This is a genomic window from Verminephrobacter aporrectodeae subsp. tuberculatae At4 (genome assembly GCF_000193225.1).
Taxonomy (GTDB): domain Bacteria; phylum Pseudomonadota; class Gammaproteobacteria; order Burkholderiales; family Burkholderiaceae_C; genus Acidovorax; species Acidovorax aporrectodeae.
On the sequence record NZ_AFAL01000896.1, the window covers coordinates 1 to 1,006 of the forward strand.

Consider the following 1,006-nt stretch of genomic DNA (forward strand, 5'->3'; position numbering starts at 1 on the left):
CGACGCGACGAACACCATCCGCCTGAACCTCGCCGGCGTGCGCAACGACGCGGGCAACGCCGGCACCGGCAACGCCCGCAGCGCCAACTACCGCGTGGACACGCGCGACACCACCGGCCCCACGGCCACCGTCACGCTGGAAGACAGCGCGCTCACCGCGGGCGAGAGCACGACAGTCACCATCCGCTTCAGCGAGCCCGTCAAAGACTTTGACGCCAGCGACATCGTCTACACCCACGGCACGCTGAGCTGGCCCACGGCGAACGCCGCGCGCACGGTCTGGACGGCGACCTTCACGCCCACGGCGAACGTCAACGCCGAGACGAATACCCTGCGCGTGGACCTCACTGGCGTGCGCGACGACGCGGGCAACGCCGGCGTGGGCAGCGCCAGCAGCAACTACAGCGTGCACACCACGCGGCCCACAGCGACCGTTGTGCTGGCAGACAGCGCGCTCACAGCGGGCGAGAGCACGACCGTCCGCTTTGGCTTCAGCGAACCCGTCACCGGCCTGGACGCGAGCGACATCGTGTGCACGAGCGGCACGCTGAGCGCGCCCACGGCGAACGCCGAGCGCACGGTCTGGACGGCGACCTTCACGCCCACGGCCAACGTCAGCGCCGGGGAAAATGCCATCCGCCTGGACCTCACAGGCGTGCGCAACGACGCGGGCAACACCGGGATCGGCAGCGCCAGCAGCACCAACTACAGCGTGGACACCCGGACGGACAGCACCGGCCCCACGGCCACCATCACGCTGGCCGACACCGCGCTCAGCGCGGGCGAAACGACGACGGTCAGCTTCCGCTTTGACGAGCCCGTGAACGGCTTGGACGCGAGCGACGTCGTGTGTACCAGCGGCACGCTGGGCGCGATCACGCCGAACGCCGAGCGCACGGTCTGGACGGCGAGCTTCACGCCCACGGCCAACACCAGCGCAGGGGCGAACACCATCCGCGTGGACCTCGCCGGCGTGCGCGACGACGTGGGCAACGCCGGCACCGGC

Annotated in this window: 1 protein-coding gene; it reads left to right on the forward strand. The window is 70.8% G+C overall.

Features of this window, described 5'->3' with window-relative positions; genetic code table 11:
- On the forward strand, positions 1 to 1,006 hold a 1,006-nt coding region (locus tag VTU_RS34210; protein ID WP_010109255.1), incomplete at both ends, for an Ig-like domain-containing protein.